This window comes from Mannheimia indoligenes (assembly GCF_036880405.1).
Classification (GTDB): domain Bacteria; phylum Pseudomonadota; class Gammaproteobacteria; order Enterobacterales; family Pasteurellaceae; genus Mannheimia; species Mannheimia indoligenes.
In genome coordinates, this window is the sequence record NZ_JBAJJM010000011.1 from 64,458 (window position 1) to 86,903 (window position 22,446).

Here is a 22,446-nt window from a genome sequence, read left to right on the forward strand (position 1 = left end):
GTTTGTTAGAATAATTTTAAAAATATAAGTCTTTTCAATATACAAATTATTTAAAGGAAGATTATATGTATAAACAATTATCTAACTTTTATTATGGTTCGGTATTTTCTCTATTAGAATTACAAGAAGGAAAAAATTTTTCTTTTTTAGGTAGCGCATTTATCTGCAGTAACAAGGGATATTTAGCCACTTGTGCTCATAATATAAATATTAGCAAACATGATAAATTATATATTGCTACAATTGAGCATTCTATAAATGAATTTACCCCATTAACAAATCAAAGTGTTAATGCCATTAAGGTATCCATAGTACAGTTTGATTCAAATTCTGATGTTTGCCTACTAAAAATAAATAACATCACTACTAACTTTCATGCCCCTGACAATTTTCTATTAAAAAATAGAACACTAGATGTAGGATCAAAATGTTTATATATGGGGTATCCATTTGGTGATTTTGGATTCCATAAGGCAAAAATTTCAGCTACAATTATTAGTAGTAAAATTATCAATGAGAAAGGTGTTAAACAATATGTGTTAGATACTATGGTACATTCAGGAAATAGTGGAGGCCCTGTAATTGATATAGAATCTGGATATATCTGTGGAATAATTTCTGGCAGATTTAACCCTATGGGAAAAAGTGGGATGTTTATAGGCAACTACCAAGTGGGTAGCGATACTACAATATCAAAAGCTATTCCTATTGAATATTTAATTTCTTTAATGAACAGGGAAAATATATAATGTTAAGTAACATTAATCTAAATAAATTACCTGATGGGTTGTTGGACTGGCAAGAAAAGGAAATACATAACTTAATTAAACAACAATCAGGTGAAGATGAGTTTTATAGATTAGGTGCAAGATTTTTAGGAGAAAATGATTTATCTATAGGCAGCTGGACAAATACAGGTGTGCCAAGTAACAATCAGCCAAACTCATTTTTTCTAAGTCTTAAAAAAGAAGTTCACAAGTTTTTTTGTACAGATTGTACTGAATATAATACTCAAAGAAATCAGTTAGGATCTACTTTAGAAAATATGGTTAAAGTAGTATCCTCCGCTATTGCGGGATCTTTGGGAATTGCAGAAGGAGTTATCATAGGAACAATAACTTGCATTATTATTGTAATAATTAAATTAGGTAAAAATGCTTGGTGTAATAGTATTAATATAGATTAATAGAAACCTGATGGTGCCCCCCGATAGCGCTCGTCTCTGACGAGTGCCTTTTTCTTCGCTGTTAAACGTAACTTTCCTTCTATTAAATTACAGCACTCGTCAGAGACGAGCGCTATCTTTCCTATTTGCAAAAAATGAAGTGAAATTGACCGCTTGTATTTTTGCGATCTCTGTCGAAAAATTGTGATTTACTGCTTGTCTGCTAGGAGATTTTGAGTAAATTCAGCTTATTATGTTTTAGTTGAAGGTATTCTATGAGTAGAAAATACAAAATGAGAAATAGCGATGGGGCTTATTTTGTGAGTTTTGCAACAGTATATTGGATAGATGTTTTTATTCCTGAGGTTTATTTTTAAGTATATTAAAAAATTTTCTCCAATTTTTTCTATAATATTCTTCTATATAAGCTACAAATTCTAAATTACTCACATTTTTAGTGCAAACAGAACCCTCAGGCATAAAAAGCTCATCATTAGAATGATAATTGGAATTCATATAGCAACTACATACACCAATATGAGGGTTCTTTCTATTATTTAGTAATCTACCTTGTGCTCTTTCAATTAATGAAAGTGGTAGCCTATCAATAAAACATTCTCTAAGTGAATGAAGAGTATCATTATTCCCTACAGTACCAACCAGCATTTTTTCCCAAGTATGTGAAGGACTAATATCTGACACAATAAAATGACAAATCGCTACATATGGGAAACCTATATCATATAGTCCTTGTGCTTGGGTGAAACCAAATTTCTTAGGTGATTTTCCTTGCTGTTCGTATGATGCTCTTATGACTTTAGCCTCTACTGCAAGAGATTCTGAAAATACAATATTATTCTCAGTATAAGGAATTATTAGCATATCAATATCACCCGGCTTATTTAAGTTTTGATGCAGTTCTTTAGAAGGGATAAGTATAGTTGCTAAAACTCCCTTATAGTCAGAGATACTAAAAAATGTAGGATGGGTTTTTCTTAAAAACTCACCTAATAATCGCATATTAGCTATTAGTCTTAACAGCATTCCATTTTCATTATGATTGTTCATCCATTCTTTAGGACAAAAAAGAGGAGTATTACTAGTAAGAGGTTTGGTTTTGTAGAGTTTCATTTATTATTTTTATAACCTTGAATTACATTATAGAATGAAGTTTATCAAAATAATCGAAAAATCTCCTTGATGGAATAAGTGCTATCCTTTCAAGTTTGCAAAAAATAAATTTAAATTGACCGCTTGTATTTTTGCTCTCTTTGTTGAGAAATGATGATTGTCCAGGTGTCTGCAAGAAATAAAGATATTCTATGAGTCAAAAAAACCAAATGTAACCTATTTCTACCCAGCAATTAATTCCCTCTTTTATGTACCAGATCAAATTATTTACACTGATTTATCGGTATGATCTCTTTAGTTTTTTTAATTAAGGAGTCTTATATGAAATTCAAAAAATTAGTATTAGCAGCAATGTTCGGTGGCTTATTTGTAACAGCCAATGCGGCAGAATTACCTAATATCACTATTTTAGCGACAGGCGGAACTATTGCCGGTAGTCAGCAGAATGCGAATAGCAGTGCATATCAAGCGGGGCAATTGAATATTGAAACCTTAATTGAAGCTGTACCAGAAATGAAAACATTGGCGAATATCAAAGGTGAGCAGATTGTGAAAATTGGTTCACAGGATATGTCGGATAGTGTGTGGTTAAAATTGGCTAAAGCGATTAATCAACAGTGTGCAACAACAGATGGCTTTGTCATTACACACGGTACAGACACAATGGAAGAGACGGCTTACTTTCTTGATCTGGCAGTGAAATGTGAGAAACCTGTGGTATTAGTAGGAGCTATGCGTCCGGCAACAGAAAAAAGTGCCGATGGTCCATTGAATTTGTATAATTCAATTGTGGTGGCAAAAGATCCAAAATCTGCCGGGCGAGGTGTGTTAGTGGCAATGAACGATGCGGTACTGGGTGCAAGAGATGTTACCAAAACCAGCACGACTGCGGTGCAAACATTTAGTTCGCCGAATTTTGGTTCTTTAGGTTACGTCCATAATAGTAAAGTGGATTATGAACGCTCTCCGGAAAGCAAACATACCGTTAATACCCCATTTAATGTGAATGAATTAAATGAATTACCTAAAGTCGGTATTATTTATGCTTATGCTAATATGCCGACAGAGCCGCTTAAAGCCTTGTTAGATGCGGGTTATCAAGGCATTGTAGTGGCAGGTGTTGGTAATGGTAATATGAATGCAGAAAATCTTGCATTATTAGAGGAAGCAGCGAAAAAAGGCGTTGCGGTGGTACGTTCTTCTCGTGTACCAACTGGTTATACTACTCGTGATGCGGAGGTTGATGATAGTAAATATGGCTTTGCTGCTTCCGGCACGTTAAATCCGCAAAAGGCTCGTGTGTTATTGCAATTAGCTTTAACCCAAACGAAAGATATCAAAACTATTCAGCAATATTTTGAAGATTTTTAATAAACGTTAAAGCATATAAAAAATGGCATAAGTGAGTAAACTTATGCCATTATTTTTTGTATGTGGTTTGACTGCTGCAAGTGGTGTGATTTTGCTATTTTTTTGCAAATTTAGCCTGTATTTTATGAGCAACAATAAACAGCACTAAGACTCCGATGATAATTGGATCGAATGTTACGCTCTTTACCGACCAATAATAATGCACCATTGCCAATACTAATGCAGGATAAGCCCACTGGTGAATCGTCCCCCAGCGTTTTCCTAATTTTCGTTTTAACATTGGCAGCGAAGTTACTGCCATTATGCTTAGAATGAAAAAAGCAGCTGCTCCTAAAATTAAATATGGGCGACTGGCAAGCTCGCTAAAAAATAATTTTACATCAAGGCTTAATTCTAACAATAGATAGCTTGAAATATGTAGAGCTGCCCATACAAACGCCCATAAGCCCAATGGGCGGCGTAAAATTTGATACTGATTTTTCTTTAGGTATTGTAGGGCAATACCAAGTATAAACATTATACAAAAAATGACGATCGCACCATACCCGAGAAAATGCTCCAGCTCTTTAATCGGATCGGCACCTAATACCGTTTCATTACCTGTATATAATAGCTGAGCCACCCAAACTAGCGGTAATAAGCAGCCAAGATGAATGAGTATGCGTAATCCGGTTAGCATTAGTAGTTCACCTTTAAATCTAAGCCACGGTATAAATTTGCCACTTCATTTTCGTAGCCATTAAACATTAGTGTTGGTTGGCGTTTGACGGATAATAACCCGCCTGCACCAATTACTCGTTCAGATGCTTGCGACCAACGTGGATGATCAACATTCGGATTCACATTAGCATAAAAGCCATATTCATTTGGAGCAAGACTTTCCCAAGTAGTTAGAGGGCGTTTTTCGGCAAAGGTGATTTTCACAATCGACTTAATGCTTTTGAATCCATATTTCCAAGGTACGACTAAGCGAATAGGTGCACCGTTTTGCGGTGGCAGGGTTTTACCGTATAAACCGACGGATAGTAGTGTTAGTGAATTTAAGGCTTCATCTAAGCGTAAAGCTTCTACATAAGGATAATCAATCCCTCCACCTAGCAAGCGGTTTTTTTGCCCCGGCATTTGTTCAGGATCATATAAAGTGTGAAAGACCACATATTTGGCTTTACTGGTTGGTTTTGCCATCTCAATCAAGCGAGCTAACTCAAAGCCTATCCACGGCACAACCATTGACCACGCTTCAACACAGCGAAAACGGTAAATGCGTTCTTCTAGTGGAAACGTATTAAGCAATTGTTGATGATTTAAACTAAACGGATTTTCAACTTCGCCGCCAATTTCTAATATCCAAGGATCAGTTTTAAAGTTTGCTGCATTTTTTGCCGGTGCACTTTTATCAACACCAAATTCATAGAAATTGTTATAGCCGATTATTTTGTTTTCCGGAGTGAGTTCAAGCCCTTTATTGGGATCCGGTTTAAACTGTAGTGATTGCAAGTGTCTTTGTGTTTCTGCCATACTTACTTTAGGCAATGCAGAAGCTGCAATACCTAAACCTAACGCGGTAATAATTTTACGGCGTTGGTAGAAAATAGTTTCGGGTGTAACATCTTGAATTGTTAATTTTTTCATCGAACTATCCTTTTTTTATGAATTGTTGTTATTATTTTGGACTAAGCTGATCTAGAATTCTTACAAAATAAGTGTAATTTTTTATTGGGTATTCCCTAAAGGAGATATATGAAGAGTCTATCTTCTATACAGATAGAAGAGATTAGAAAGCAAATGGTTAAATTTGCCACCTTACAACTAGCCGATAAAGATTTAGCCGAGGATGCTGTACAGGATGCCTTAACCAATGCCTATAAGCATTCAGCCTCTTTTCGGCGAGAAGCTGCACTTAAAACTTGGATTTTTGCTATTTTAAAGAACAAAATTTTAGATTTACTCAGAACACGAAAACGACATATTCCGGTCAGCTCTCTATGTGAGGAAGAAGAATCACCAAGTGCCTTTTTCGATCGCCACGATCATTGGTTGCAACATCAAGATGTAACTGAATGGAGGGGGATAGCTCAATCAACTTACCAAAAAGAATTTTGGGCAATTTTTGATATTTGTTTAAATAAATTACCCGCCCAGCAAGCACGAGTATTTATGATGCGTGAACATTTGGAGATGAGTAGTGCGGAAATTTGCCAAGAATGTGAAATTTCTCTCTCTAACTTAAATGTATTACTTTATCGTGCTCGTTTACGTTTACAAGAGTGTTTATCTCGCAATTGGTTTAGAGAGGAATCAAAATGAAATGCAGACAAGCAACAGAACTTATTTCACAGTCTTGTGATGAGAAACTTCGTTTGCAACAACATATGCGTTTGCAGTTGCATCTTTTGGTATGCCCTAAATGCCGCAATTTTAATAAAAATACCAAGAAATTAGGCAAGATATTAAGAGCTTACTGTAACGATAAAGATGCTCCGTTCTGATTTATTATACATTTTAAAAGGAGAAAAATATGCGTTATTGGTTAATAAGTTTAAGCATACTATTAAGTGGCTGTGTCGTGCCGGTTACTCCTACAGGGCAAGCCGGTATCCCTATGCCGATTATAATTGGTGTCTCAGATCCACTTGATTCCAAAGAGGTTCACATTTGTACTCTAAAGCCATTTACTCAGGAATATCGTAGTGAACATAGTAGCCGAGGCAGAGCCAAATTAAATGTACAAAAGCAATGCCGAGCAAACCACAGTGAAATGTTTTGTGAAGAAAAAGATATTGTTTGCAAAACCTATGATTAGTTAAACAAGCGGTCGTATTTTATCTGTTTTTTGCAAAATTTTCCTAAAATTTGACCGCTTGTTTATTTAAGCAGATAACATCAAAATTTTATGAGGATTGTCTATGCAACCCATCAATATTGCCATCGCAGGTGCCGGCTTTTCCAGCCGAGTGTTTCATATCCCGTTTTTGAAGCAAGATGCTCATTTTAATATTGTAAAGGTGTATGAACGTACTTCTAACAATGCGGCAGAATGGTTGCCGAATGCAGAAACAGTGCGGGATTTCAACGCTCTTTTAACGCCAGAAGTGGATTTAGTGCTGATTACCACACCGAATCAAACCCATTATGAAATGATAAAAGAGTCATTGCTTGCAGGCAAACACGTTTTAGTGGAGAAACCGTTAGTGGCAACAGCGGCTGAGGCGGAAGAGTTAGCAGCACTTGCAAAGCAGCAAGGAAAGGTACTTTATGTGTACCAAAACCGCCGTTGGGACAGCCATATTGCGACGGCAAAATCGCTAATGGAGCAAAATTTACTGGGAGAGTTGGTAGATTGCGAAATTCGTTTTGACCGTTATGCGAAAGAGAAAAATGCTAAAGTATGGAAAGAATCAGGCGAGCTTGGCACAGGTTTAGTGTATGACTTAGGTGTACATTTAATCGACCAAGCTTTGTATCTTTTCGGGAAGCCGGAGGCGGTGTATGCTGATGTGCGTTATCAGCACGAAGGGGCGTTGGTTGATGATAACTTTGATATTCAGCTCTATTATGCTAACGGTTTTAAGGTTGTGTTGAAAGCCAGCCGATATGCCCGTGAGCCAAGTCCGACGTTTGTGTTACACGGAAAATTAGGTTCTTATCTGAAACAAACGTCAGATAATCAAGAAGATTTGCTGAAAAATGGCGTACAACCTATTGGCAAAGATTGGAATATGGAGGAAAAAGAGAACTGGGGAATTTTACACACTGAAGTGGAAGGCAATGTGGTTCGCCAGCCCTATCCAAATGCAGAAGTCAGTTATCAAAATCTGTTTGATGATTTATACCAAGTGATAGCCCACAATGCCGAACCGATTATCAAGCTAGAGGAAGTCATTTTTGTACTAAAAGTGATTAACGGTGTATTTGAAAGTGCAAAATCAGGGCAAAAAATCTATTTGTAAAATTTTGATCATTTCTGACCGCTTGTAATAAAAAATGGGGGAAAATATATTCATTTTCCCTCTTATGGCATAAGCATCCACGTTTGTGCCTTTTAATACTCAGTTAATTTAAAAATCTAACTGTTAGTCAAAATATCTAACTAAATTCGGAATATTATTTCTCTATCTTAACGCCTTATCCCAAAAACTATCCAACTCCCAATTTTGTGGAATCCCCATATATTCTTTTTGAATTTGAGGGTAGTTATCTAATAATTCTTTTAGTCTTTTTATCCAAGTAGAATTAGGGCTAATTTCATATAACATCACTTGAATAGCAACCAAAATAGGATAAAGACGCTTATCTGCATTGATATTTGTATTATTCAATAAAATTGCAGACGAAAGCCATTGTGTGTTTTTACTTATTGGGATTTTAATAATACGTCCAAATTCTCTATTCCATAGTCGGCTGTGGTGAGCACAAATATTTCGTACATCATTTAAGACTTTTAGCCAAGACTCTAAAATAGGTGCTTGTACACCAAAATGTTGTGCTATTGGCTTCTGGTATTTTTCTAATAATCCTGAGTATAAATGGCTTAACTCTCCCCAAGTTAGCATTTCAATCATCATCCAAGAAGGTAATAATTTAGGTGTGTTATATTGTGTGAGGTAATGCCGTAAGAAATTTTCTTTACGAACATTATTGAGTAAGCGATCACGCTCTTTATCGTCAATATTGTTGTTTTTATATCTTTTTAAAATATGCTTTTCATCACGTTCTAATCGTTGTTGCTCATCAGTAAGTTGTTTTTCGATATTAGCTAGAAGGCGGTAAAGATTAAAATTATTTTGGAAATAATCTTCTTTAATATACCAAAAAGGATTTTGAGATTGTATGCTCATCTCATTACTAATTTTTGTACGAATAGAAACTTCAATACGTTCAATCGCATCAAGCACTATTAATCTTAGTTCACGGTCGAAAATATATAAATTAAGAATATCATTAAATTTGGTATCAGGCTTAAATTGATGAGAAGTATTACCTAGTTGTTGAAAGGGAATCGTATAAGCAGAAAAACGATAATAGCTAATATGCTCTAAATAGCGTTCGGCACGGGTTTCATCGGGAATAATTAAACCTCTCTCTTTCCACTGTTGTACAAGTTCTGAATTAGATTTAGCTGGTTTGATGAATTGGCTCATTTCTATTTTCCGTGTAAAAAAAAACCTGCAAATTTGTGCGTAACTAAGTGAACTTAGTCATAGGCATAGCAGGTATGTTATTTATTATAATATCACAGAAGATATTTTTTACAACTATATCTAAATCTAATAATGCTTCCTTGATAATATAATTTAGCTAACTTCCATTGCTTTTCCCCCTTCAATTGGCTAATATGCAACCTCATCCGTAGTTAGAATACTTAATATGTTAAGTTTTAACTGTTTCTTCAATCTAATAAGGATCATTTCTAATGAATAAACTTATTGCTTCTCTTGTTGCATCAAGCTGTGCAACTGCTTTTGCAGCCCCGGTTCAACACAATAATTTCCACACCAACACTCATACTTACGAATTTACCCAATCTTATGATTTAGTGGTTCCACAAGGTTCTTCCGGCACAACGAATTTATGGATTCCGCTGCCGTCTGATACCGATTATCAAACCGTTAAATCCATTGAGTTTGAGGGCAGCTACAAAACCGCTTATATCACCGAAAATAACGCTTATGGTGCAAAAACCCTTTATGCTACTTGGGATAAAGATGCACCGAAACGTGATATGAAAGTAAAATTGGTTATTCAAACTCAAGACCGTGAGCCAATGGCTCAAGGGGCGTTGAAAGATTACCAAATGCCGGAAAAAATCATCTATTCTGTGGATGTGTTGGAATACCTCAAACCAACCGCACACATTAAAACAGACGGTATTGTGAAAGAGTATGCGGATAAAATTGTGGGTAACGAGAAAAATCCTCTCAAACAAGCCGAACTTATCCACAACTGGATCGTAAACAATATGGAGCGTGATAACTCTGTGTTGGGTTGCGGTGATGGTGATGTGGAAAAAATCTTAACCACCAAAGTGCTGAAAGGCAAATGTACCGACATCAACTCTGTATTTGTGGCCTTAGCTCGTGCTTCAGGCATTCCGGCACGTGAAGTGTTTGGTATCCGTTTAGGTAAAGCGGATAAAATGAGCCAATATTCCAAAACCGCATTCGGTAGTTCAAAAGACGGTATTGCGAACGAAAACAGCGGACAACACTGCCGTGCGGAGTTCTATTTAGCCGGCTTTGGTTGGGTACCGGTGGATTCTGCCGATGTAGCAAAAATGCGTTTAGCTGAGAAAAAAGAAGTGGCAGATGCTGATGTTCAAGCTGTCTCTAAATATTTATTCGGCAACTGGGAAATGAACTGGGTAGGCTTTAATCACGGTCGTGATTTCAACTTATATCCACAACCTGAGTTAGCACCGCTTAACAACTTCGGTTATCCGTATGCAGAAGTAGGTGGCGATCCGTTAAATTCCTTTGATGCAAAAGAATTTGGTTATGAGCTTATCTCCAAAGAATTATAACAGTAGCTATAACAACAAATTCATTACAATGTGTATCACCGCTGTAGTAACAGCGGTGAGTTCAACCTTGTGCTGCATTGCACCGCTCATTTATTTGTTGTTTGGAATTTCATCTCCTTGGCTGATGGAATTAAATCAGCTCGAATTTTTGCAAATTCCAATGCTAATTCTTTCACTTTGTGCATTTGGCTACGGTTTTTGGCTACTTAATTTTTCCAATAAGATTATTTGTACCAAATACTTCTCTCGCAGAACCTTAGTGATTTTGTATTGGGTGGTGTTTGTGGTGGTTATTTTCTTTTTAACTTACCCTTATGTTTTGCCGTACATTTTGGAAATGTGGGGCGGAGAATAAAATGAAAAAATATGTCGCATCTATGTTGTTGGCTTTTGGATTGATTAATTCAAGTTATGCACAAGAAAAAGCCGTTCAAACCGAAATGCAACAAGCTGAAAAAACAGTTGTACTTCATATTCCTGAAATGTACTGCCAGCTTTGTGTCTATTTAGTAAATAAAGAACTGCGAGCGGTAGAGGGTGTAATTTCGACCAAAGCCTCAATGAAAGAACGAACTGCAACCGTAGTGGCAAAAGCCGATGTGGATAACCAAGCGTTAATACAAGCGGTCGAAAAATTGAAATATTCTGCAAAAGTGATGTAAGAAATAAGTCGGGAAAGCCCGACTTTTGTTTTTCAAAATTAGCTTAAATCGGGATAAATTGGTAAAATTGGCTCATTGCAAAAAATCAGTGGATTTTAACCGCTTGTGAGGAAGAGATGAATCATCTAGACAGTGCAAAAGAAACGCTGAGCCTTTATGCTCAGCAGATTATCACGCTAAACCATCGACTCTCTGAAGAATTTAATGAGGTCGTTGAAATGATGCTGGCTTGTCAAGGGCGAGTGGTGGTAGGTGGTATTGGCAAATCAGGATTGGTGGGGAAAAAGATGGTGGCGACATTTGCCTCCACAGGAACGCCAAGTTTTTTCCTTCATCCGACAGAAGCTTTCCACGGCGATTTAGGAATGCTAAAGCCGATTGATATGGTCATTTTAATTTCTAACAGTGGCGAAACCGATGATGTGAATAAGCTGATTCCCAGCCTGAAAAATTTCGGTAACAAAATTATTGCGATGACGGGCAATCCTTACTCCACACTTGGGCGAAATGCGGATGTGATTTTAAATATCGGCGTAGAGCGTGAGGCTTGCTTGAACAATCTTGCTCCAACCAGCTCGACGTTGGTTACTATGGCATTAGGTGATGCATTGGCGATTGCATTAATGAAAGCCCGTGATTTCCGCCCTGAAGATTTTGCCCGCTTCCACCCGGGTGGTAGCCTTGGTCGCCGCTTGCTCAACCGAGTGAGAGATGTAATGGTGCGAAACTTGCCGATTGCCGATCTCAATACCCCGTTTACTGAATGTTTATCTGTGATGAACGAAGGCAGAATGGGCGTTGCAGTCATTATGCACGAGGGAAAATTGGAAGGGATTATTACCGATGGTGATATTCGTCGGACTTTAGCCAAATACGGTGCGGAAAGCCTAAGCAAAACCGCAGAAGAAATTATGACTCACAATCCTAAAACGATTAATGATTCCGTATTCTTAGTCAAAGCGGAAGATTTAATGAAAGAGCTTAGAATTCACTCGCTTATTGCGGTTGATGATGAAGGCAAAGTAACAGGATTAATCGAATTTTCCAGTTAGTTTTTGGTTAAACCCTATAAACCCAAACCAGCGTGTTTGGGTTTTTTTATAGATTGAAGGGTAAACTACAATAATACAAACTGAGTAATACCTAAGATTTTTTATAGCCGATTAGTGTTTTACAAATTTTTGACTAATTTCTACCGTTTGTTTGTTCAATCTATTTGATTTTTGCAAGAAGTATACTTCTTAATGCTTCCTCTTGATAGAGGAAGCATTTCACAACTTAAATTCTGAGGTACATTACAATGTCTATGGAAACATTAAAAAAACAAATACTCGAGCTAATAGAAGAAAAATGTAGAGAAGATCTAAAAATAGATCCTACTCAACCTGTCGGCTACGATTTGCCGGCCTTACAAGTTGAATTAGATAAACTTAACGGGGTAGGGAGTACGCAATTTGCAACATTGGAAACTGTTTTAGTTGAGCTTCTTCAGGAAAAAAAGCTTTCGGAGCAGGCTCGTTCTTATATTTTAGTTGTTTATGATAATCGGAGAAAATTTTTATGATCATCAATCAGTTTAAAACATTCACTATAGCTTTAGCTCTACTGTTTTCATCTGTATTTAGTATGGCAGAGCAAGCACCATTTACAGTGCAAACTCAAAGATATTATTCCTCAACAAAAGTCATTATCCAATCTAAAACAGACAATTTATTGGTAGAAGATGTTTCTGTAAATAGAGGACAGTGTCGAATTGAGGTTTCTGCACCTCCAGTGGTTAGGACAGGGGAAAGCTATATGGATGCGATTAACAATCTAAAAGCTGGCTATCATGGGTCTGCACAAAAATCATTAGGTGCTTTCTATGATGAAAAGGTAGCAGAGAAAGATTTAGAAAGGGCTACAAACTTATTCCTAGAAAGACGAGAGTTGAAATTCTCCCAAGTTTTTACTCCAGTTGCAAATTGTAGACCAGAGGAAATCCTTGAGATTAGTGTTATTACCAATAAAGGTTCTTGGACCTTTGGTCAATAAAATCAAAATAGTATTAAGTGTAGCGTACTTTAAAAAATCTTGAAAACTCACCCATTAATTGCAGTTCACGCCAAAGGCAAAGTAACAAGATTAATCAAGTCTTTCAGTTAATTTTTTACTAAATCAATCAACCCAAACCAGCGTGTTTGGGTTTTTTAATGGGAAATAGGAAAAATGTGATCAAGATCACATTTTTAAATTACGCCTAAAAAAAATAATGTGATCTGGTTCACATTTTTGAGAGAAATATTTTTGTAACTTTTTAAAATGGTGCTATTTTGCACAGGATTTATTCAACCCTAATTTTCTCTCCTTTTCGAGGTTCTTATGTCTAATTTAAAAGTGAAAGTTCAAGGCTTTGGACGCTTTCTCTCTAATATGGTGATGCCAAACATCGGTGCATTTATTGCCTGGGGTTTCATCACTGCTCTCTTTATTCCAACAGGTTGGTTGCCGAATGAAACCTTCGCTAAACTGGTTGGTCCGATGATTACTTATTTGCTACCGCTTTTGATTGGTTACAGTGGTGGTAAATTAGTCGGTGGCGAACGTGGTGCGGTTGTGGGTGCAATCACCACAATGGGTATCATCGTGGGTTCTGAAATCCCGATGTTCTTAGGTGCAATGATTGTAGGTCCATTAGGCGGCTGGGCGATTAAAGCATTCGATAAAGCGATTGACGGTAAAGTGAAAAGCGGTTTTGAGATGTTGGTAAACAACTTCTCGGTCGGTATCATCGGTATGATTTTAGCGATGCTTTCATTTGCGTTCATCGGTGGTATTGTAACCCAAATTTCTGCGGCATTAGGTGCTGGCGTGGGTGCATTAGTTGAAGCAGGTTTATTACCATTAACGTCAATCATTGTTGAACCGGCGAAAATCCTATTCTTAAACAATGCGATCAACCACGGTGTATTCACCCCACTTGGCACAGCGCAAGCACAAGAAGTGGGTAAATCTATCCTGTTCTTAATCGAAGCGAATCCAGGTCCGGGTTTTGGTGTCTTACTTGCTTATATGTTCTTCGGTCGTGGTACAGCAAAACAAACGGCAGGTAGTGCGTCAATTATTCACTTCTTAGGTGGTATCCACGAAATTTACTTCCCGTATGTGTTAATGAGCCCACGTTTAATCTTAGCGGTAATCGCAGGTGGTGCAACAGGCGTTTTAACTAACTCATTATTAGGCGGTGGCTTAATCGCTCCGGCATCTCCGGGTTCTATTTTCGCAATCCTTGCGATGACTGCACCGGGTGCACATTTTGCGGTAATTGCTTCTGCAGTGCTTTCTTGTGCGGTAACTTTTGCGATTGCTTCCGTATTACTTAAAACACAAAAAACTGATGCTTCATTAGAAGATGCACAAGCACAAACCCAGGCAATGAAAGCAGAGAGCAAAGGTGTTGCGGTAGCTGCGGTAAACGGCAATATCCGTAAAATCTATGTAGCGTGCGATGCCGGTATGGGCTCAAGTGCGATGGGTGCAAGTATGTTACGTAAAAAAGTACAAGCAGCCGGCTTAAACATTGAAGTACAAAACTTAGCGATTAACGATTTACCGAAAGATGCACAGTTGGTTATCACTCACAAAGACTTGACTGCTCGTGCACAACAACGTGTTGCATCAGCTCAACACTTATCTTTAACCAATTTCTTAGACAGTGCGTTCTACGATAGCTTAGTATCGAAATTAAGCAATGAAATTGCTCCGCAAGCGGTTCAAAATTCACAAAATTTTGCAAATCCGGTTGTGGTTGACGGAGCACAAGAAGAAGGCTTAAAACTTCAAGCATCGCAAGTGTTCTTAGGTTTAACGGCAAACAGCAAAGAAGAAGCTATCCGCTTTGCTGGCGAACAATTAGTGAAAGCAGGCTTTGTGCAACCAAGCTATGTTGATGCAATGTTCGCTCGTGAACAACTGGTTTCAACTTACTTAGGTGAAGGCTTAGCTGTTCCACACGGTACAGCGGATGCGAAAGATAGCGTACTCAAAACCGGTATCGTCGTTTGTCAATATCCGAACGGTGTTCGCTTCACCGATGAAGAAGATGGTGTAGCGAAATTAGTGGTAGGTATTGCAGCAAAAGGCAATGACCACATTCAGATTTTAAGTGCGATTACCAACGCTTTAGATGATGAACAAGCAATGCAAACTTTAACGCAAACTCAAAATGTAGATGAAGTATTAGCGTTATTGGCTAAATAATATTATGGGGCGACTTTCGCCCCTTTGTCTTTATATTAATTTTTTCGGAGAACAAATTATGAACGCACTCCATTTCGGTGCAGGCAATATCGGACGTGGCTTTATCGGTAAATTATTGGCAGATAGCGGCGTGTTCGTTACTTTTGCTGATATTAACCAAACTCAAATTGACCAAATCAACCAAAACAAACAGTATGGCGTGAAAATTGTGGGCGATGCCAGCCGTGTTGAAATGGTTAAAAATATTGCGGCGATCAATTCTAAAGATGAAGCGGCAGTGATTGAACAAGTTAAAACAGTTGATTTAATTACCACTGCCGTTGGTCCAAACGTATTAGGCTTTATCGCCCCACTTTTTGCAAAAGCACTAGTGGCTCGTGTGGAAAGCGGTAATACTCAACCGTTAAACATTATTGCCTGTGAAAATATGGTGCGTGGTACAACGTTCTTTAAAGGCAAAATTTTTGAAAACTTAACTGCTGAGCAACAAGCAGAAGTGGAAAAATTGGTCGGTTTTGTGGATTCTGCGGTAGATAGAATTGTGCCACCGGCAGAGCTAAACGAAAACGATCCGCTTGAAGTAACGGTTGAAGAATTTAGTGAATGGATTGTGGATAAAACTCAATTTAAAGGCTTAATTCCAGATATTAAAGGAATGGAATTAACCGATAACCTAATGGCATTTGTGGAGCGTAAATTATTTACGCTTAACACAGGGCATTTAATTTGTGCTTATTTAGGCAAACAAGCTGGTGTGCAATGGATCAAAGAAGCGATTGCAATTGATGAAATCAAAGCCCAAGTTAAAGCCACAATGGAAGAGAGCGGTGCGGTGCTAATTAAGCGTTACGGCTTCGATGCACAAGCTCACGCTGCCTACATCGAGAAAATTCTTAAACGTTTCGCCAACCCATACTTAAACGATGATGTAAACCGTGTCGGTCGTGAGCCAATTCGCAAACTCAGCCCGAATGACCGTTTAATTAAGCCACTTTCAGGCACATTAGAATATGGTTTACCACATAGCAACTTAGTGAATGGCGTGGTAATGGCGTTGCAATATCGTAACGAAGAAGACCCACAAGCGGTCGAATTGAGCCAATTTATTGCAAATCACGGTGTAGCCGCAGCAGTTGAGAAATACACCGGTTTAACCGACCAAGCGGTGATTGCGAAGATTGTTGGGTTATATCAGTAAGTCTGGATATTGTGGACTACATCGACAAACTAAGTGAGGAAGCTACGTTACGGGGCTTTCTCGCCACCGCAAATCAGCTGTTCACCAATGCGGTGGAACAGTTGATTGAGCGGGTGTTTCGCAAAACGGATTTTGCATTAAAATCAGTGGTGGATTCCTTGTTTGAACATCAAGGTCCACTCGCTGATCTTTCTGTTCGCTTAAAAGTTTTACTCGGCTTAGGTGTGATTTCGCCTAAAGTGTTTGAAGATATTTCGCTTTTTCTTGAAGTGAAATCCCATTTAAGCGAAGAGGAAGAAGACTTCTCCTTCTCCCACCCTGCGGTGGTGCAATTTGCCAAAGATTTAAACCACGTCGATTTTTTGCCGATTAATGAATTGCTGAATGTAAAAGCAACAAACGGTAATAAAGATTCAATGTTGTTTCAAATGCAGCAAATGCGGTTAGAAAAGATCGTGCGTTCCAGCTTGATTTTGGCGGTTACTGAAATTGATGAACAGTTAAATGTGGAAAGCCCGTTATAATCGTTAGGGACGCACTCTGTGCGTCCATTTACAAGCGGTTAGATTTTGCTGAAATTTTACAAATATAAATTAATAGATGCACGCAGTGTATCCACCTAAATTCCTTCTCTTTTTGATCTTCTCGACTTTTTTATTTCCCTAAAGCGGTGTAATCTATCTCTAACTATTTTGGAGGATAAGACTATGCAATCGCTTCTTGCTTTCGTACCTGATTTTTTACAGCAGCCGCTCTTTTGGGTAATGGCTCTCCTTGTGTTTGCCATTTGGCAATTTATCCAAAACAAACTGCGGATGGATGTTGTCGCTTTAATCGTAATGCTCTTTTTTAGCCTAACGGGCATTTTGTCGGTAAAAGAGGTATTAGCTGGGTTAAGCGATCCAAATGTAGTGCTGATTGCTCTCCTTTTTATTGTGGGCGAAGCCTTAGTGCGAACAGGGGTAGCAAATCAAGTAAGCGATTGGCTAATGCGTGTTTCGGGAGCAAGTGAAACAAAGGTATTAGTGCTATTAATGCTCTCAATTGCCGGGCTTGGCTCTTTTATGAGTTCTACGGGCATTGTGGCGATTTTTATTCCTGTGGTATTAGCGATTTGTGCTGGTATGGGGATTTCCCCCCGCCGTTTAATGATGCCGCTGAGTGTTGCAGGTTTGATCAGCGGTATGATGACCCTAATTGCCACGCCTCCCAATCTTGTTGCTCATTCCGAATTAGTAAAATCGGGCTTTGAAGGCTTTAGTTTCTTTAGCTTTACGCCGATTGGCTTAATCATTTTAGTGCTAGGTATCGGCTATATGCTGGTTGCCCGCCGTTGGTTAGATAATGGTGAACAGCGTGAGGAGCTAAACTCAGCTAAACATTTTTCGATGTCTCACTTAATTGAAGAATACCAACTACGTGGCAGAGCCAAAATGCTATTAGTTGAGCCTGATTCTATCTGTGTCGGCAAAACCATTGGACAACTGGATTTACGCATTGTGCACGGTTTGAACATTGTCGCCATTCAACGTAATAAACATTTCAGAACCATCACGATAAATGCTTCTGTCAATGAAGTGTTTCAGCCCAAAGATATTTTGTTACTTGATACTGCCTTAGACGATGAAGCCTATCAACAACGTTGCGAGGAGCTTAAGCTTCGCCCGATTGAACTAAAGGGCGAGTTTTTCTCGACCCATTATCGCTCGGTAGGTATGGCGGAAATTTCAGTAATGCCTGAGGCTGAATGTATCGGCAAAACCATTCGAGAGTTAAAGTTTCGCTCAAGATATCATTTAAGCATTGTCGGTTTAAAACGGGGTGGTGAAATCATACAAGATGAATTGCTTGATACGCCGTTGAGATTTGGGGATTTGTTATTAGTAATGGGGGTTTGGCAGCAAATTCACCGAATGGATGGCGATCACCGTGATTTCTTCTTACTGCGAGCCCCGGCAGAAAGCAAAAATGCACCGCCGGCTCTAAGCCAAGCACCGCACGCTCTTTTTTCTGTATTCACAATGGTGGTACTGATGATTACAGGCATTGTACCGAATGTAATGGCGGCACTGATTGCTTGTTTGATGCTAGGTAAATTCCGCTGTGTTGATGTAAAAAGTGCCTATGATTCCATTCATATGCCAAGCATTATTTTAATTGTGGGTATGATGCCGTTTTCTATCGCCTTACAAAAAACAGGTGGGGTAGATTTAACCGTCCGCCTTTTACTTGATGTGATGCAGGGTTTAGATGTGCATTTTGTCTTGATTGTATTATTTGTTTTTACGGCAATTCTAAGTGCGTTTATTTCCAACACCGCAACGGCGATTTTGGTGATGCCGATTGCGATTGCTATCGCTAACCAATTAGGCTACTCAGCTGCTCCGTTTGCAATGATTGTAGCGGTTTCCGCTTCTGCTGCCTTTATGACACCGGTTTCCTCACCGGTAAACACAATGGTGCTTGCCCCGGCTGGTTATAAATTTGTGGATTTCGTCAAAGTCGGTGTACCGTTTACGGTGCTGGTGATGCTGGTTTCGGTATTTGTGATTCCTCTGCTTTTCCCACTCTAATTTCTTTCAATACAAGCGGTTATTTTTTTGTAAATTTTTACAAAAAAATGACCGCTTGCTTGCCTTCTCAAAAGTGTGATCTACCTCTCAAATTTACAAAAATATTTATAACTATTTGATTTTAAATAATTTTTATATTTTTGCTTTGATTGACTTTAAACTGCCTTAAGAGTACCTTATGAAACGTAATTTTACTATTTGAAATTTTAACTTTTAGAGGTATCCAAAATGACTATTCGAGTGTCTTATGACGATTTAAAAGCTCAATTTAAACGTGTTTTACTTTCCCGTAACGTGCGTGAAGAAATTGCGGAAGAGTGTGCAACCGTATTTGCTGATACAACCCAAGCTGGTGCGTATTCACACGGGGTAAACCGTTTCCCACGTTTTATTCAACAGTTAGAGAACGGTGATGTGATTCCTGAAGCCGAGCCGACGAAGGTATTATCATTAGGTGCAATCGAGCAGTGGGACGCCCACCAAGCCATCGGTAACTTAACTGCGAAAAAAATGATGGACAGAGCGATGGAACTTGCATCACAAAACGGTATCGGTGTGGTGGCATTGCGTAACGCAAACCACTGGATGCGTGGCGGTTCTTACGGCTGGCAAGCGGCAGAAAAAGGCTACATCGGTATCTGCTGGACGAACGCCTTAGCGGTAATGCCACCTTGGGGTGCAAAAGAGTGCCGTGTAGGTACAAACCCGCTTATCATCGCCGTGCCAACTACCCCAATCACAATGGTAGATATGTCTTGTTCAATGTACTCTTACGGAATGTTAGAAGTTCACCGTTTAGCCGGTCGTCAAACCTTCGTAGATGCCGGTTTTGATGATGAAGGCAACCCAACCCGTGATCCGGCAACTGTGGAGAAAAACCGCCGCTTAATGCCAATGGGCTTCTGGAAAGGTTCAGGCTTATCTATTGTGTTAGATATGATCGCAACATTGCTTTCTAACGGTGAATCAACCGCAGCAGTAACAGAAGATAAAGACGATGAATACTGTGTATCTCAAGTTTACATTGCGATTGAAGTTGATCGCTTAATTGACGGCAAAACTAAAGACGAAAAACTTAACCGTATTATGGATTATGTTCGCACCGCAGAGCGTGCAGACCCGGATGTTGCCGTTCGCTTACCGGGGCACGAGTTCACGCAAATTCTTGCCGACAACAAAGCCAACGGCATTCCGGTAGATGATACCGTGTGGGCGAAATTGCAATCGCTGTAATATTTTAGAGCAGAGGCGGAGCCTCTGGGTAATGAGTAACCCCACACGGCTCGTGTGGGGGTAAAACAGAACGGAGCAACAAATGTTTTTCGGTCATATTTCAAATTACAACCCTGCTCAATATCCAAAAGCGATTCAATTTGCCTTGGATTATTTAAAAAATACCGATTTTGATGCGATGGAAGCCGGCGTTTACGAACTCAAAGGGCGTGATATTTACGTTCAAGTGTTAGATCTTGAAACGAAAGAAAAATCTGCTTATCAGCCGGAAGTGCATCGAAATTATTTAGACGTGCAATATTTACACAAAGGTGTGGAATTAATGGCGGCATCCATTGATTTAGGCAATAACCCTGTTGCGGTGGAATATAACCCTGAGCGTGATATTCAATTTTATGCATCGGTGCAAAATGAAAATGAATTCCGCTGTGAGGCTGGCAACTTTGCGGTGTTCTTCCCTGAGGATACACACCGAACAGCCATTTTTGCAGGAGAAGCAAAAATCCGCAAAGTGGTGGTAAAAATTAAAATGAGTGAAATTTGAGGTAGTTTATGAAAGCTTTTGCTCAATTAGTTGGAAAAGCATTAGAGGCATTGGTGGTAATTATTTTATCCGCTATGTCTATCTTGGTTTTCCTCAATGTCGTATTACGTTACGGCTTTAATAGCAGTATTAACGTTACAGAAGAAGTTTCACGTTATATGTTTGTATGGCTTGCTTTCTTAGGTGCAGTATTGGCGTTTAGTGAAAACCAGCACGTTAGAGTAACAATGCTGACAGACAAATTATCGCCGGTTGGTAGAAATATTTTAAGTGTGTTTACTGATTTAGCGATGTTGTTCTGCTGCTACTTAATTGTAGATGGTAGTTGGATTCAATTTAATCTTAACTTGAATAACTTTGCCCCAATTTCGGGCTTACCGCAAGGAATTACTTTCCTTGCAAGCACGGTGGCAGGTGTATTAATCGGTATCTTAATTGTTGTACGCATTGTTGCAACCATTGGCGTAATTGCGAAAGGAGAAAGTAAATGACTGTTGTAATTTTTCTTTCCGTATTACTTGGCTCGATTTTATTAGGCATTCCGGTTGCCTTTGCACTTTTAGTCTGCGGCGTGGCTTTAATGCTGCACTTAGATCTGTTTGATGCTCAAATCCTTGCTCAACAAATCGTCAGTGGTGCAGACAGTTTCTCGTTAATGGCGATTCCGTTCTTCATCCTTGCCGGTGAAATTATGAACGAAGGTGGTTTGTCTAAACGCATTATCGACTTACCGATGAAGTTAGTGGGGCACAAACGGGGTGGCTTGGGCTTCGTGGCAATTTTAGCCGCAATGATTATGGCGAGCCTCTCGGGTTCAGCAGTTGCAGACACAGCAGCGGTGGCGGCAATGTTGTTACCGATGATGAAAACCACCGGTTATCCGATTGATAAATCTGCGGGCTTAATCGGCACGGCAGGAATTATCGCCCCGATCATTCCGCCGAGTATTCCGTTTATTGTTTTCGGTGTGGCAAGTGGCGTATCCATTACTAAACTGTTCTTAGCCGGTATCTTCCCGGGCATTATGATGGGTATCTGCTTAGCTGCTCTTTGGTGGTGGCAGGCAAAACGTTTAGATTTAATGACCTTCTCCAAAGCGACCAAAGAAGAACTTTGCATCTCCTTTAAAAACAGTATTTGGGCGTTATTACTTCCAGTGATTATTATCGGCGGTTTCCGCTCAGGAATGTTCACCCCAACTGAAGCCGGTGCAGTGGCGACATTCTATGCGTTGATTGTTTCACTGTTCGTTTACCGTGAAATGAAGTTCAAAGACTTATACAAAGTGGTATTAGCCGCAGCAAAAACGACCGCAGTGGTAATGTTCTTGGTAGCAGCGGCAAACGTAACCGGCTGGTTAATCACGGTGGCAGAGTTACCGACAATGCTCACCGAATTATTAGAGCCGTTAATTGAAAGCCCAACCACCCTATTATTGGTGATTATGCTTGCGGTATTTATTATCGGTATGGTAATGGACTTAACCCCAACCGTATTAATTCTAACCCCTGTATTAATGCCGTTAGTGGAAGAAGCGGGTATCGACCCAGTTTACTTCGGTGTGTTATTCATCTTAAATACCTCAATCGGCTTAATTACCCCACCGGTGGGCAACGTGTTAAACGTGATTACCGGTGTGTCAAAATTACCGTTTGACCAAGCAGCGAAAGGCGTTTTCCCTTACTTAATGATGATGATCGCATTGTTGTTACTCTTTGTTTTCTTCCCATCATTAGTACTCGTGCCATTGAGCTGGATGCAGTAAAAATTTAACCCACAAGCGGTGGGATTTGGTAAAAAATTTACAAAA

At 39.0% G+C, this 22,446-nt stretch carries 25 protein-coding genes; 21 read left to right on the plus strand and 4 right to left on the minus strand.

Features of this window, described 5'->3' with window-relative positions; all coding sequences use genetic code 11:
- Positions 1 to 65: 65 nt before the first annotated feature.
- Together V6W77_RS08520 and V6W77_RS08525 are read left to right on the plus strand one after the other, a co-directional pair.
- Complete coding sequence (locus tag V6W77_RS08520) at positions 66 to 749, plus strand: S1 family peptidase (RefSeq protein ID WP_334254392.1); 684 nt, start codon at positions 66 to 68, stop codon at positions 747 to 749.
- On the plus strand, positions 749 to 1,186 hold the full coding sequence (locus tag V6W77_RS08525; protein WP_334254393.1) for a hypothetical protein: 438 nt from the start codon (positions 749 to 751) through the stop codon (positions 1,184 to 1,186). The genes V6W77_RS08520 and V6W77_RS08525 overlap by 1 nt, the downstream gene beginning before the upstream one ends.
- A gap of 333 nt (positions 1,187 to 1,519) precedes the next feature.
- On the opposite strand, the gene V6W77_RS08530 is transcribed toward V6W77_RS08525, so the two are convergent.
- On the minus strand, positions 1,520 to 2,296 hold the full coding sequence (locus V6W77_RS08530) for a hypothetical protein (RefSeq protein WP_334254394.1): 777 nt from the start codon (positions 2,294 to 2,296) through the stop codon (positions 1,520 to 1,522).
- Positions 2,297 to 2,617: 321 nt separating this feature from the next.
- Here V6W77_RS08530 and ansB point away from each other — a divergent pair, with 321 nt between their 5' ends.
- Positions 2,618 to 3,667, plus strand: a complete 1,050-nt coding sequence (gene ansB, locus V6W77_RS08535; protein ID WP_334254395.1) for an L-asparaginase 2 — start codon at positions 2,618 to 2,620, stop codon at positions 3,665 to 3,667.
- 94 nt (positions 3,668 to 3,761) lie between these two features.
- Here ansB and V6W77_RS08540 read toward each other — a convergent pair whose 3' ends face one another.
- Both V6W77_RS08540 and msrP read right to left on the minus strand, forming a co-directional pair.
- Positions 3,762 to 4,346: a protein-methionine-sulfoxide reductase heme-binding subunit MsrQ gene (locus V6W77_RS08540; RefSeq protein ID WP_334254396.1), complete on the minus strand. Its 585-nt coding sequence runs from the start codon at positions 4,344 to 4,346 to the stop codon at positions 3,762 to 3,764.
- Positions 4,346 to 5,299 (minus strand): protein-methionine-sulfoxide reductase catalytic subunit MsrP, encoded by a 954-nt coding sequence (gene msrP / locus V6W77_RS08545; RefSeq protein WP_334254397.1) that lies wholly within the window; start codon positions 5,297 to 5,299, stop codon positions 4,346 to 4,348. Before msrP ends, V6W77_RS08540 begins: the two co-directional genes overlap by 1 nt.
- A 108-nt stretch (positions 5,300 to 5,407) precedes the next feature.
- Between msrP and V6W77_RS08550 the strand changes: the two genes are divergently transcribed.
- The 4 genes from V6W77_RS08550 to V6W77_RS08565 all read left to right on the plus strand — a co-directional run bounded on the left by V6W77_RS08550 (position 5,408) and on the right by V6W77_RS08565 (position 7,617).
- Positions 5,408 to 5,974 (plus strand): sigma-70 family RNA polymerase sigma factor, encoded by a 567-nt coding sequence (locus V6W77_RS08550; protein ID WP_334254398.1) that lies wholly within the window; start codon positions 5,408 to 5,410, stop codon positions 5,972 to 5,974.
- Positions 5,971 to 6,156, plus strand: coding sequence for a zf-HC2 domain-containing protein (locus V6W77_RS08555; protein ID WP_006249756.1), 186 nt, complete (start codon positions 5,971 to 5,973; stop codon positions 6,154 to 6,156). Before V6W77_RS08550 ends, V6W77_RS08555 begins: the two co-directional genes overlap by 4 nt.
- 29 nt (positions 6,157 to 6,185) lie before the next feature.
- Positions 6,186 to 6,470 carry a hypothetical protein gene (locus tag V6W77_RS08560; protein WP_006249755.1) on the plus strand — a complete coding sequence of 95 codons (285 nt, stop codon included), beginning with the start codon at positions 6,186 to 6,188 and terminating at the stop codon, positions 6,468 to 6,470.
- Between the two features lie 103 nt (positions 6,471 to 6,573).
- Positions 6,574 to 7,617 (plus strand): Gfo/Idh/MocA family oxidoreductase, encoded by a 1,044-nt coding sequence (locus tag V6W77_RS08565; RefSeq protein WP_334254399.1) that lies wholly within the window; start codon positions 6,574 to 6,576, stop codon positions 7,615 to 7,617.
- A 162-nt stretch (positions 7,618 to 7,779) separates the two neighbouring features.
- Here V6W77_RS08565 and V6W77_RS08570 read toward each other — a convergent pair whose 3' ends face one another.
- On the minus strand, positions 7,780 to 8,808 hold the full coding sequence (locus tag V6W77_RS08570) for an Abi family protein (RefSeq protein WP_334254400.1): 1,029 nt from the start codon (positions 8,806 to 8,808) through the stop codon (positions 7,780 to 7,782).
- A gap of 272 nt (positions 8,809 to 9,080) precedes the next feature.
- Here V6W77_RS08570 and V6W77_RS08575 point away from each other — a divergent pair, with 272 nt between their 5' ends.
- The 14 genes from V6W77_RS08575 (at position 9,081) to V6W77_RS08640 (ending at position 22,401) form a co-directional block, all read left to right on the plus strand.
- Positions 9,081 to 10,187, plus strand: coding sequence for a transglutaminase-like domain-containing protein (locus V6W77_RS08575; protein WP_025235001.1), 1,107 nt, complete (start codon positions 9,081 to 9,083; stop codon positions 10,185 to 10,187).
- Positions 10,162 to 10,542, plus strand: coding sequence for a mercuric transporter MerT family protein (locus V6W77_RS08580; RefSeq protein WP_334254401.1), 381 nt, complete (start codon positions 10,162 to 10,164; stop codon positions 10,540 to 10,542). Before V6W77_RS08575 ends, V6W77_RS08580 begins: the two co-directional genes overlap by 26 nt.
- A gap of 1 nt (position 10,543) precedes the next feature.
- Positions 10,544 to 10,849, plus strand: a complete 306-nt coding sequence (locus V6W77_RS08585; RefSeq protein ID WP_334254402.1) for a heavy-metal-associated domain-containing protein — start codon at positions 10,544 to 10,546, stop codon at positions 10,847 to 10,849.
- 116 nt (positions 10,850 to 10,965) lie between these two features.
- Positions 10,966 to 11,901, plus strand: a complete 936-nt coding sequence (locus V6W77_RS08590) for a KpsF/GutQ family sugar-phosphate isomerase (protein WP_334254403.1) — start codon at positions 10,966 to 10,968, stop codon at positions 11,899 to 11,901.
- 248 nt (positions 11,902 to 12,149) lie between these two features.
- On the plus strand, positions 12,150 to 12,413 hold the full coding sequence (locus tag V6W77_RS08595; RefSeq protein WP_334234528.1) for a hypothetical protein: 264 nt from the start codon (positions 12,150 to 12,152) through the stop codon (positions 12,411 to 12,413).
- Positions 12,410 to 12,883: a hypothetical protein gene (locus tag V6W77_RS08600; protein ID WP_334232587.1), complete on the plus strand. Its 474-nt coding sequence runs from the start codon at positions 12,410 to 12,412 to the stop codon at positions 12,881 to 12,883. The genes V6W77_RS08595 and V6W77_RS08600 overlap by 4 nt, the downstream gene beginning before the upstream one ends.
- A 327-nt stretch (positions 12,884 to 13,210) precedes the next feature.
- Positions 13,211 to 15,088 (plus strand): PTS mannitol transporter subunit IICBA, encoded by a 1,878-nt coding sequence (locus V6W77_RS08605; protein ID WP_334254404.1) that lies wholly within the window; start codon positions 13,211 to 13,213, stop codon positions 15,086 to 15,088.
- Positions 15,089 to 15,146: 58 nt separating this feature from the next.
- Complete coding sequence (locus V6W77_RS08610) at positions 15,147 to 16,286, plus strand: mannitol-1-phosphate 5-dehydrogenase (protein ID WP_334254405.1); 1,140 nt, start codon at positions 15,147 to 15,149, stop codon at positions 16,284 to 16,286.
- 8 nt (positions 16,287 to 16,294) lie between these two features.
- Positions 16,295 to 16,810 (plus strand): MltR family transcriptional regulator, encoded by a 516-nt coding sequence (locus V6W77_RS08615; protein ID WP_428981784.1) that lies wholly within the window; start codon positions 16,295 to 16,297, stop codon positions 16,808 to 16,810.
- Between the two features lie 183 nt (positions 16,811 to 16,993).
- A complete protein-coding gene (locus V6W77_RS08620) occupies positions 16,994 to 18,859 on the plus strand; it encodes an SLC13 family permease (RefSeq protein ID WP_334235441.1) in 1,866 nt (621 codons plus the stop codon).
- Positions 18,860 to 19,093: 234 nt separating this feature from the next.
- A complete protein-coding gene (gene yiaK / locus V6W77_RS08625; protein ID WP_334254411.1) occupies positions 19,094 to 20,092 on the plus strand; it encodes a 3-dehydro-L-gulonate 2-dehydrogenase in 999 nt (332 codons plus the stop codon).
- Between the two features lie 82 nt (positions 20,093 to 20,174).
- The gene (locus V6W77_RS08630; RefSeq protein ID WP_138317729.1) at positions 20,175 to 20,636 is read left to right on the plus strand and encodes a NanQ anomerase/TabA/YiaL family protein; all 462 of its coding nucleotides are present in this window, start codon (positions 20,175 to 20,177) and stop codon (positions 20,634 to 20,636) included.
- Between the two features lie 8 nt (positions 20,637 to 20,644).
- Positions 20,645 to 21,127 carry a TRAP transporter small permease gene (locus tag V6W77_RS08635; protein WP_025235017.1) on the plus strand — a complete coding sequence of 161 codons (483 nt, stop codon included), beginning with the start codon at positions 20,645 to 20,647 and terminating at the stop codon, positions 21,125 to 21,127.
- Entirely contained in the window at positions 21,124 to 22,401 is a 1,278-nt protein-coding gene (locus V6W77_RS08640; RefSeq protein WP_025343168.1) for a TRAP transporter large permease subunit, read from the plus strand. The genes V6W77_RS08635 and V6W77_RS08640 overlap by 4 nt, the downstream gene beginning before the upstream one ends.
- Positions 22,402 to 22,446 lie beyond the last annotated feature (45 nt).

Bases quoted from the DNA above. Each gene is read 5' to 3' on its own strand.
- V6W77_RS08520 (WP_334254392.1), top strand. From the start codon at position 66: ATGTATAAACAATTATCTAACTTTTATTATGGTTCGGTATTTTCTCTA.
- V6W77_RS08525 (WP_334254393.1), top strand. From the start codon at position 749: ATGTTAAGTAACATTAATCTAAATAAATTACCTGATGGGTTGTTGGAC.
- V6W77_RS08530 (WP_334254394.1), bottom strand. From the start codon at position 2,296: ATGAAACTCTACAAAACCAAACCTCTTACTAGTAATACTCCTCTTTTT.
- ansB (WP_334254395.1), top strand. From the start codon at position 2,618: ATGAAATTCAAAAAATTAGTATTAGCAGCAATGTTCGGTGGCTTATTT.
- V6W77_RS08540 (WP_334254396.1), bottom strand. From the start codon at position 4,346: ATGCTAACCGGATTACGCATACTCATTCATCTTGGCTGCTTATTACCG.
- msrP (WP_334254397.1), bottom strand. From the start codon at position 5,299: ATGAAAAAATTAACAATTCAAGATGTTACACCCGAAACTATTTTCTAC.
- V6W77_RS08550 (WP_334254398.1), top strand. From the start codon at position 5,408: ATGAAGAGTCTATCTTCTATACAGATAGAAGAGATTAGAAAGCAAATG.
- V6W77_RS08555 (WP_006249756.1), top strand. From the start codon at position 5,971: ATGAAATGCAGACAAGCAACAGAACTTATTTCACAGTCTTGTGATGAG.
- V6W77_RS08560 (WP_006249755.1), top strand. From the start codon at position 6,186: ATGCGTTATTGGTTAATAAGTTTAAGCATACTATTAAGTGGCTGTGTC.
- V6W77_RS08565 (WP_334254399.1), top strand. From the start codon at position 6,574: ATGCAACCCATCAATATTGCCATCGCAGGTGCCGGCTTTTCCAGCCGA.
- V6W77_RS08570 (WP_334254400.1), bottom strand. From the start codon at position 8,808: ATGAGCCAATTCATCAAACCAGCTAAATCTAATTCAGAACTTGTACAA.
- V6W77_RS08575 (WP_025235001.1), top strand. From the start codon at position 9,081: ATGAATAAACTTATTGCTTCTCTTGTTGCATCAAGCTGTGCAACTGCT.
- V6W77_RS08580 (WP_334254401.1), top strand. From the start codon at position 10,162: ATGAGCTTATCTCCAAAGAATTATAACAGTAGCTATAACAACAAATTC.
- V6W77_RS08585 (WP_334254402.1), top strand. From the start codon at position 10,544: ATGAAAAAATATGTCGCATCTATGTTGTTGGCTTTTGGATTGATTAAT.
- V6W77_RS08590 (WP_334254403.1), top strand. From the start codon at position 10,966: ATGAATCATCTAGACAGTGCAAAAGAAACGCTGAGCCTTTATGCTCAG.
- V6W77_RS08595 (WP_334234528.1), top strand. From the start codon at position 12,150: ATGTCTATGGAAACATTAAAAAAACAAATACTCGAGCTAATAGAAGAA.
- V6W77_RS08600 (WP_334232587.1), top strand. From the start codon at position 12,410: ATGATCATCAATCAGTTTAAAACATTCACTATAGCTTTAGCTCTACTG.
- V6W77_RS08605 (WP_334254404.1), top strand. From the start codon at position 13,211: ATGTCTAATTTAAAAGTGAAAGTTCAAGGCTTTGGACGCTTTCTCTCT.
- V6W77_RS08610 (WP_334254405.1), top strand. From the start codon at position 15,147: ATGAACGCACTCCATTTCGGTGCAGGCAATATCGGACGTGGCTTTATC.
- V6W77_RS08620 (WP_334235441.1), top strand. From the start codon at position 16,994: ATGCAATCGCTTCTTGCTTTCGTACCTGATTTTTTACAGCAGCCGCTC.
- V6W77_RS08630 (WP_138317729.1), top strand. From the start codon at position 20,175: ATGTTTTTCGGTCATATTTCAAATTACAACCCTGCTCAATATCCAAAA.
- V6W77_RS08635 (WP_025235017.1), top strand. From the start codon at position 20,645: ATGAAAGCTTTTGCTCAATTAGTTGGAAAAGCATTAGAGGCATTGGTG.
- V6W77_RS08640 (WP_025343168.1), top strand. From the start codon at position 21,124: ATGACTGTTGTAATTTTTCTTTCCGTATTACTTGGCTCGATTTTATTA.